The sequence below is a fragment of the Bacillus haikouensis genome (assembly GCF_013179555.1).
GTDB lineage: Bacteria > Bacillota > Bacilli > Bacillales > Bacillaceae_B > Rossellomorea > Rossellomorea haikouensis_A.
Window position 1 is genome coordinate 1 of record NZ_JABMCR010000195.1, and the last position, 8,016, is coordinate 8,016.

General features: G+C 40.6%; 10 protein-coding genes. 9 read left to right on the top strand and 1 reads right to left on the bottom strand.

Going from position 1 to position 8,016, the window contains the following annotated elements:
• A partial coding sequence (locus HP456_RS16590) for an AAA family ATPase (RefSeq protein WP_172253105.1) occupies positions 1-893 on the top strand: 893 nt, incomplete at its 5' end.
• Positions 894-960: 67 nt separating this feature from the next.
• Here the strand turns inward: HP456_RS16590 and HP456_RS16595 are convergent.
• Positions 961-1,152: a YjzD family protein gene (locus tag HP456_RS16595; protein WP_376766229.1), complete on the bottom strand. Its 192-nt coding sequence runs from the start codon at positions 1,150-1,152 to the stop codon at positions 961-963.
• Positions 1,153-1,388: 236 nt separating this feature from the next.
• On the opposite strand from HP456_RS16595, the gene HP456_RS16600 reads away from it, so the two are divergent.
• From HP456_RS16600 to HP456_RS16635, 8 genes are all read left to right on the top strand, one after another.
• Positions 1,389-2,132 carry a hydrolase gene (locus HP456_RS16600; protein WP_172253109.1) on the top strand — a complete coding sequence of 248 codons (744 nt, stop codon included), beginning with the start codon at positions 1,389-1,391 and terminating at the stop codon, positions 2,130-2,132.
• A 21-nt stretch (positions 2,133-2,153) separates the two neighbouring features.
• On the top strand, positions 2,154-2,873 hold the full coding sequence (locus HP456_RS16605; protein WP_172253111.1) for a hypothetical protein: 720 nt from the start codon (positions 2,154-2,156) through the stop codon (positions 2,871-2,873).
• A 145-nt stretch (positions 2,874-3,018) separates the two neighbouring features.
• Positions 3,019-3,987: a BMP family ABC transporter substrate-binding protein gene (locus HP456_RS16610; RefSeq protein ID WP_172253113.1), complete on the top strand. Its 969-nt coding sequence runs from the start codon at positions 3,019-3,021 to the stop codon at positions 3,985-3,987.
• Positions 3,987-4,175: a ComZ family protein gene (locus HP456_RS16615; RefSeq protein ID WP_172253115.1), complete on the top strand. Its 189-nt coding sequence runs from the start codon at positions 3,987-3,989 to the stop codon at positions 4,173-4,175. The genes HP456_RS16610 and HP456_RS16615 overlap by 1 nt, the downstream gene beginning before the upstream one ends.
• A 227-nt stretch (positions 4,176-4,402) precedes the next feature.
• Positions 4,403-5,335: a beta-ketoacyl-ACP synthase III gene (locus tag HP456_RS16620; protein WP_172253117.1), complete on the top strand. Its 933-nt coding sequence runs from the start codon at positions 4,403-4,405 to the stop codon at positions 5,333-5,335.
• Positions 5,336-5,381: 46 nt separating this feature from the next.
• Entirely contained in the window at positions 5,382-6,623 is a 1,242-nt protein-coding gene (fabF, locus tag HP456_RS16625) for a beta-ketoacyl-ACP synthase II (protein ID WP_172253119.1), read from the top strand.
• 318 nt (positions 6,624-6,941) lie between these two features.
• On the top strand, positions 6,942-7,736 hold the full coding sequence (locus HP456_RS16630; protein WP_172253121.1) for a DUF2268 domain-containing putative Zn-dependent protease: 795 nt from the start codon (positions 6,942-6,944) through the stop codon (positions 7,734-7,736).
• Positions 7,737-7,825: 89 nt separating this feature from the next.
• Positions 7,826-8,016 (top strand): YuzI family membrane protein (locus tag HP456_RS16635; RefSeq protein WP_172253123.1); only part of this gene is annotated, 191 nt, incomplete at its 3' end.

Genomic DNA, 8,016 nt, shown 5'->3' on the forward strand with positions numbered 1-8,016 from the left:
TACTATTACATGAACGTGTCATTGGACAAGAAGAAGCGGTAAAACTGGTCAGTGATGCCGTAATACGTGCAAGAGCCGGAATCAAAGATCCTAATCGCCCGATCGGCTCTTTCATTTTCCTGGGTCCCACAGGGGTGGGGAAGACCGAGCTTGCTAAAACACTTGCCCACACATTATTTGACAGTGAAGAACAAATGATAAGAATTGATATGTCTGAATATATGGAGAAGCATGCAGTATCCAGGCTGGTTGGAGCACCTCCCGGATATGTAGGTTATGAGGAAGGCGGTCAGCTGACAGAAGCCATCAGAAGGAAGCCTTACTCCGTGGTCCTGCTTGACGAAATTGAAAAAGCACATCCTGAAGTATTCAATATTTTACTGCAAATGCTTGATGACGGTCGTATAACCGATTCACAGGGAAGAACGGTTGATTGTAAAAACACGGTCATTATCATGACTTCCAATATTGGCTCTTCACATTTATTGGAAAGAGATAAAGGAGAAGAAGAAATTGATGATGATACCAAGGAGCTGGTGATGATGCAGCTAAAGAGCTCATTCAGACCTGAGTTTCTCAATCGTGTGGATGACATCATCCTCTTTAAGCCCCTTAGTATTGGAAATGTAAAAGCGATCATTGAGAAGCTTCTCCTGGAATTACGGTCGCGTGTAGAAGATCAGCATATAAGCATTTCCATGACTGAAAAAGCGAAGGAATTCATCGCAAAATATGCTTACGACCCTGTTTACGGGGCTCGTCCATTAAAGAGATACCTTCAGAAGGAAGTTGAAACGAAACTTGCAAGGGAATTGATAGCTGGAAACATCGGATCTGATAATGAAGTAGTCATCGATTCCGATCATCAAGGACTGATTCTCACGATCAGCTAGCAAAGCAGCATTAAAAGTATTATCTAAAAGAGCAGTAATAAAAAAAGCAGCCTGAACAGGCTGCTTTTTAATGATCTTCGACTGGATCGTTTGGAATGATTAATGTAATTACAAAAATCAAAATTGTGATACCGATTGATAAAATCAATCCTGTTTCAAAATGATACGTTAATCCGTTCATTGAACTTACAACGTAAGTTAACATTTGAGTCAAAAGAAATGCCCAGAAAAATGTCCAGAAAAATCTCACGCCTGTCACCTCATTCCTCTATTTTCAACCATATGTAGATGGTTTCCACCATTTTCAATCCTATTTATCATACCACACCTTTTTTAAATAATAAATGGCGAATATGTGAAAATGTAACCCTTATCATCGGCTCTGTCGCAGTATATGACTTGTTTACATTTTTTCTAGTTAATGGGCAAATCTCCTTTCAAAAATGTTTACGGCACATACACTATATTGACTCACTATGTAAAAGGAGAATTTCAATGAATCAGCGATTGTTTCAATTAGACCGGGAGTGGTGCATGATTCATTATCCTGAAAGACCAAATGGATTTGCTGTTATGATTCTCGGCGACCATCATCATTATGTAGATGAAAGAACCAGTTTTTGGGACCAGCATGAAGCCAGGAAGAAATGGCTCAAAGACCTTACGGCCAAAGGGTATATTGTTTACTATAGCAATCTGTATGGAGCAAATTGGGGCAGCACTCAGGCAGTGGAGTTAGCAGGCAGACTCTATCAATATGTGAAACGGACAGAAATCATCAATAGCAAGATTCATATCTTGACAGAAGGGATGGGAACACTCGTATTTAAGGGACTTTACCCTATGATGGAAAACAATATAAGGGGAGTGGTGATGCTCACTCCGTGTCTTTCCCTTTCCGAACTGATCCGGCAGGAAAAGGAGCAAAAATTTTTCTATAAAAAATTGGTAAAGGAATTATCTCGTTCCCGTGGTATGAAAAAAGAGGACTATGAACAGATTCTCATGCATTTCGAGGATGATTATGAATTGTTTAAGGACATCCCTATCCCTCTATATATCGCCCAATCCTATAATGTTAATCGTTATAAAAATCAATTCCCTCTCATAAAAGATATATATAAACATCGTTTGGAGAAAAAAATTTCAACTGATCTCTTTTATGTACTTCCTGAAAAAAGGTATTCACTTGGATTGAAATTTGCCTCGTACTTTGCCTTGCACGAGAAAGAATTATAGCTTTGATTAGGAGTGAGTGAATTGAATCATGCAATAGTGCTGGCTGCCCAGCAATATTTGGGGTTTGAACTATGTAGTGCACTGCTTGAAAAAGGTTGGACTGTGACGGCCGTCGATGATGATAGGGAGACGAAGGATAAATGGATGGAAATTGGGAGAAACGCGAACCTACAGTACGTTCCTGCACATGCATGGAATAAGGAACTTCCGGTTGATTGCAGATTGTTTCTCCCTTTTTATGACCAATTCAATGAGAACAAGCCCATATGTCTTTCCTTGATTGAACAGTGTCTGGATCAGAATGAAGAATATCCTGAGATCGTACAAATTTTATCGAACAAGACTGAGAGAAGCCAAATCATTGCTGCCGGTAAAGCAGACATAACGACGTTTTATCTTCCAACCCTTTATGGGGCTCATCAGCCTGATCATTTTTTATTTTCACAGCTGCTCCAAGGGAAAAAGGAAGAAGAGCTGCATTATTCAGATGATCCAAGCGGGGCTATCTATGTAAAAGACGCAGCGAATTACATCATTAAGCATTCAGCGGACCATGGAACCTATTCCTTGAAATCCTTGTCCAAAAACAGCTGGGAAGAAGCACTGTCATATATTACGCAAGAATTAACTACTCCCGTCATACAAGAAAGAAGTCCTGAAGGGGAGCTCATCACTGTCCACCCTTCAAAATCTCATGATGCTATTTTGAAGGAGCAGAAACATATATTAAGCTTTCTGTGAAAAACAGAATAAGAAAAATTTCTCTTTTATATGTATACGGATGAAGGTAAAATAGATATATTGGTGTAAAGATATATTGGTGTAATATTTTTCTATTGATACTGCTCTTATCGACGCTGCATGAGTTTTAAAGGAGTTGCTGCACATGAAAAAGAGACTGGGTTTTCTAATTCTGGCGGTTTTAGCACTTGTAATAAACGGATGTATGAATGAAGATACGTCTGATGAATTAGAAAATGTGGGTTTGCTCGTCCCTGAAACAATAAATGATGGTGTCTGGGGGACAAAAGGTTACAAAGGTTTATTAAGTATACAATCAGATCACGAAGTAGACGTATTCTATAAAGAGAGCATGATCAATGACACATCAATAGAACAAGCAATCCAAGAATATAAAAAAGACGATGTCAACCTGATTTTCGGTCATGGCAGCGAGTATGCTAATATATTCAACGAGCTATCAAATGAATTCCCTGATATTCGTTTTATCAGTTTTAACGGTAATGCTCAAGAAAAGAACACAACAAGCTTGAAGTTTAACGGGTATGCGATGGGATTCTTCGGAGGCATGACAGCGGCTCATCATACTGAAACGAATAAAATCGGTGTGATCGCTGCATTTGATTGGCAGCCGGAAGTAGAAGGTTTCGTTGACGGGGCGAAGCACCAGAACAAAGAAGTTGAAGTAGTTGTTGAATATACAAAGGACTGGAATGACAAAGAATCTGCACTGGACCGGTTAACATCTTTATTACGTAAGGATACGGATGTTGTATATCCTGCCGGGGACGGCTATAATGTAGCTGTGATCGAAGAACTCAAAGAACGAGGGTTGTTTGCGATCGGATATGTTTCCGACCAATCGGATTTAGGTGAGTCCACAGTTCTTACCAGCACTGTCCAGCATGCGGATAAGCTGTATGGGGTGGTGGCGGATAAGTTTTCAGAAGGGGAGCTGCCTTCAGGAAATCTCGAATTTGATTTTAAAGACGGAGTCATTTCCCTTGGAAAATTCAGTCCGTTAATCTCTGATGATTTCAAGACTGCTATGAATCAGCATGTTAAGCAGTATATCGACACAGGAAAATTACCAAACGGGAAGGAAGCTAAGTAATGAATCAAGATAAAACAATGGAATTTATGCAAATCGCTATGAAATACTTACCACAGGCAAAGCAGACGTTGGATGAAGCGGGAATCGAACTATCCCCTGAAATGATTCAGCCTTTTATGACCCTCTTTACCCAGGTGATGGGGGAAGCCTATGAATTAGGAAAGCAAGATGCCATACATAATGATTAATCGTATACAAAAAAGACTGTTCACTTAAGAACAGTCCTTTTTTGTACGAACAATTATAAAAAACTCCTGCCATATTAAGGTTTCGGGTGATTATCTAGAATGTAAGAATCATAAAAACATTGCATAAAAAGGAATTTTTCGATAAAATTAGTACCAAGTCTTAATAATTGATAATAAACTAATATAAGAGTAAAATACGATAAAAAATGAAAGCAGGGGATGCCAGTATGAATGCAGGGATAATCGGAATTGGGCGTTACCTTCCTGAAAAAGTATTAACAAATGCAGATTTAGAAAAAATGGTGGATACGTCTGATGAGTGGATCCGTACGAGAACAGGAATTGAACAGAGAAGGGTTGCCGGTGAACATATCAATACGTCGGATATGGCGTTTGAAGCGGCCAAAAAAGCAATAGCAGATGCAGATATTTCTGCAGAGGACCTCGATTTGATTTTGGTTGCCACCGTAACACCGGATCGTCCATTTCCATCTGTTGCCTGCCAGCTGCAGGACAGATTAGGTGCCAAAAAAGCTGCTGCAATGGATATAAGCGCGGCATGTGCAGGATTTATGTATGGAATGATTACAGGAAAACAGTTCATCGTTAATGGAGTTTACAAGAACATCCTTGTCATCGGTGTAGAGAAGCTCTCACGGATTACAGATTGGGACGACCGCAATACAGCTGTATTATTCGGTGACGCTGCAGGAGCTGCCGTGCTTGGACCAGTGCCTGACGGGAAAGGGATCCTCGCTTTTGAACTTGGAGCAGATGGTTCTGGTGCTAAACACTTATATCAAGAAGAAAATATCGTGATGAATGGCCGTGAAGTATTTAAATTTGCTGTCCGTCAAATGGGTGAATCCAGTGTAAATGTTATTGAAAAAGCAGGGTTGAAGAAAGAAGATGTTGATTTCTTGATCCCTCATCAAGCTAACATACGCATCATGGAGGCAGCAAGACAACGTCTGGATCTGCCGATTGAAAAAATGTCCAAAACAGTAAACAAATATGGTAATACATCTGCTGCCTCGATTCCTGTCTCACTTGTTGAAGATGTAGAAGATGGGCGTATCAAAGACAATGATGTTGTAGTGATGGTCGGATTTGGCGGCGGCCTGACGTGGGGCGCGATTGTCATGCGCTGGGGTAAATAATAAGAAATCGAGTTCTTCCATAGATGAATAAAAGGAGATGGATTAAATGAATAACAAACGTGTAGTCATCACAGGTATAGGAGCTGTCACTCCGTTAGGAAACAACGTCGAATCTACCTGGACCAATATACTTGATGGCAAAACAGGAATCGGACCGCTGACAAGGCTGAACGCCGATGAATATCCTGCGAAGGTTGCAGCAGAATTAAAAGACTTTGATATCGAAGAATATGTGGAGCGCAAAGAAGCACGAAAGATGGACCGCTTCACTCATTATGCTGTGGCTGCTTCCATGATGGCAGTGAAAGATTCCAAATTAGAAATAACAGAGGAAAATGCACCCCGGGTAGGTGTCTGGATCGGTTCTGGAATCGGTGGGATGGAGACGTTTGAGAACCAGTACGAAACGTTTCAGAAACGAGGGTATCGCCGAGTAAGTCCTTTCTTTGTACCGATGATCATACCTGACATGGCTACCGGACAAGTTTCCATCATGCTGGGAGCTAAAGGGGTGAATTCTTGTACGGTGACAGCTTGTGCTACTGGTACGAATTCAATCGGTGACGCTTTCAAAGTCATTCAGCGTGGAGATGCAGACATCATGATTTCAGGCGGAGCAGAAGCTCCAATTACCAAAATGTCTGTCGCAGGTTTCTGTGCAAACACAGCACTCTCCACTAACACAGATCCAGAAAAAGCTTCTCGTCCATTCGACGCCAACCGCGACGGCTTCGTAATGGGAGAAGGTGCCGGTGTAGTCGTTCTGGAGGAACTGGAACATGCATTAAGACGCGGTGCTCCAATTTATGCAGAAGTGGTTGGGTACGGAAGCACTGGAGATGCCCATCATATCACAGCACCTGCACCAGCAGGTGAAGGCGGGGCAAGAGCAATGAAGATGGCACTTGACGATGGAGGAGTGCGCCCGGAAGAAATGGATTACATCAATGCTCACGGAACCAGTACTCCCTATAATGATAAATTTGAAACTATGGCAGTCAAAGAGGTCTTTGGGGAACATGCTTATAAACTTGCGATGAGTTCAACTAAATCGATGACTGGTCATCTATTGGGAGCAGCAGGCGGAGTAGAAGCAATCTTTACAGTTTTGGCGATGAAGGATAGCGTACTGCCGCCGACCATCAATATTGATACACCAGATCCGGATTGTGACCTGGACTACGTAGCAAACAAAGCCAGAAAGCAAGAAGTAAATGTGGCAATGAGTAACTCACTGGGCTTCGGCGGTCACAATGCAACACTTGTGTTCAAAAAATATACAAACTAATGTCAGTTTGATAGTTGAAAAGCGTACGAATGATAAATAATCATTTGTGCGCTTTTTTACGTTTTAAGAAGCAGAGAAGAACATTTAGAGATAGGGGTTAAAAGTAGGTCGAGCAGAAACTTCATTGGGAAATCCGATCCATTTTAGATCTTTAACATACATAATAATACTAATTTATTGATGTCGTAGAGCAGTCTCATCCGGCAGCACGATAAAAAGTTATTCTTTTCTTACAGCTTAACGATTCTCCCAGCCATCTTCCATTACTAAACCTGCTAATCACACCATATACATGTAAAAAAAGAAAGAGGGATGCAGGTGACGATTGCTCCTACACAAAATTGGCTGACTGAATCACTGGATGATCCTTTAGAAATCTTAAAAAACACGAAACAAGGAAAAAAGGATACAGAATCTTTATACAGATATTTAATAAAGCATGGGATGTACCGTCCATCACCGGCAGCAAAAATGATTTTTCAATCAATGAAAGAAAAAAAGATCTGGGATTTCTTTGCAAAGTTAGAAAGGAAATATCGATATAAGTGGGATGGACCCAATGTTCCGATTTACCTCCTGCCCATTCACGAAAATAGGGGATGGTTCCAGACATCTATGAAAAAGTCCGGGGTATGTTTTAAAGATGAAATATATTTATTCCTCAAAGACGGGGGAGACAATAAAGAGTATGAGGCATTATTTGCCCATGAATATCATCATTGTGTGAGAATGGCCAAGTTGAACAAAAATGATGAAGAGTATACGCTTTTGGATTCGATTGTTTTTGAGGGATTAGCGGAATATGCAGTAAAGGAATACTGCGGGGAAAAATATGTGGCTTCTTGGACCAGGGCATATGAAAATGAAAAAATGTCTCAATACTATAAGAAATGGATCAAACCGAATTTGAAGATTACAAGAATTGATCCCCTGCATGATCAATTACTGCTCGGTCAAAAAAACTTTCCGAAAATGCTCGGATATGCGGCCGGATATTACTTAGTCAACCATTTATCAAACAGTAAAACAACATCTACAATCGGTCTGATCGGGAAACCATCTTCCTATTTCCTGCCTGTTGAAAACGTGAAAGCAGATAAACAGCAGAACTAATCATTACACCCAATTTCGTCATATCTCCCGTCTGCCTTCATAAACTGTAGTATAAAAGGACAAGCAAAAAGAGGGTAGAGGCGGAAGGTATGGTGTTACGTATGTTCGTATTGTTTGTTGGTTTTGGACTGGCTGTTTCCGGAGGAATAAGTCTGATTATTTACTTGAACCTTCTCACAACAGGAATGACCATTATTGAATACCTGCAATTTATAAGTACTCGTGTAGAATGTTATCTATTTCTTGTAGGGATCCTTATCATCACCTTAACGATCTATTT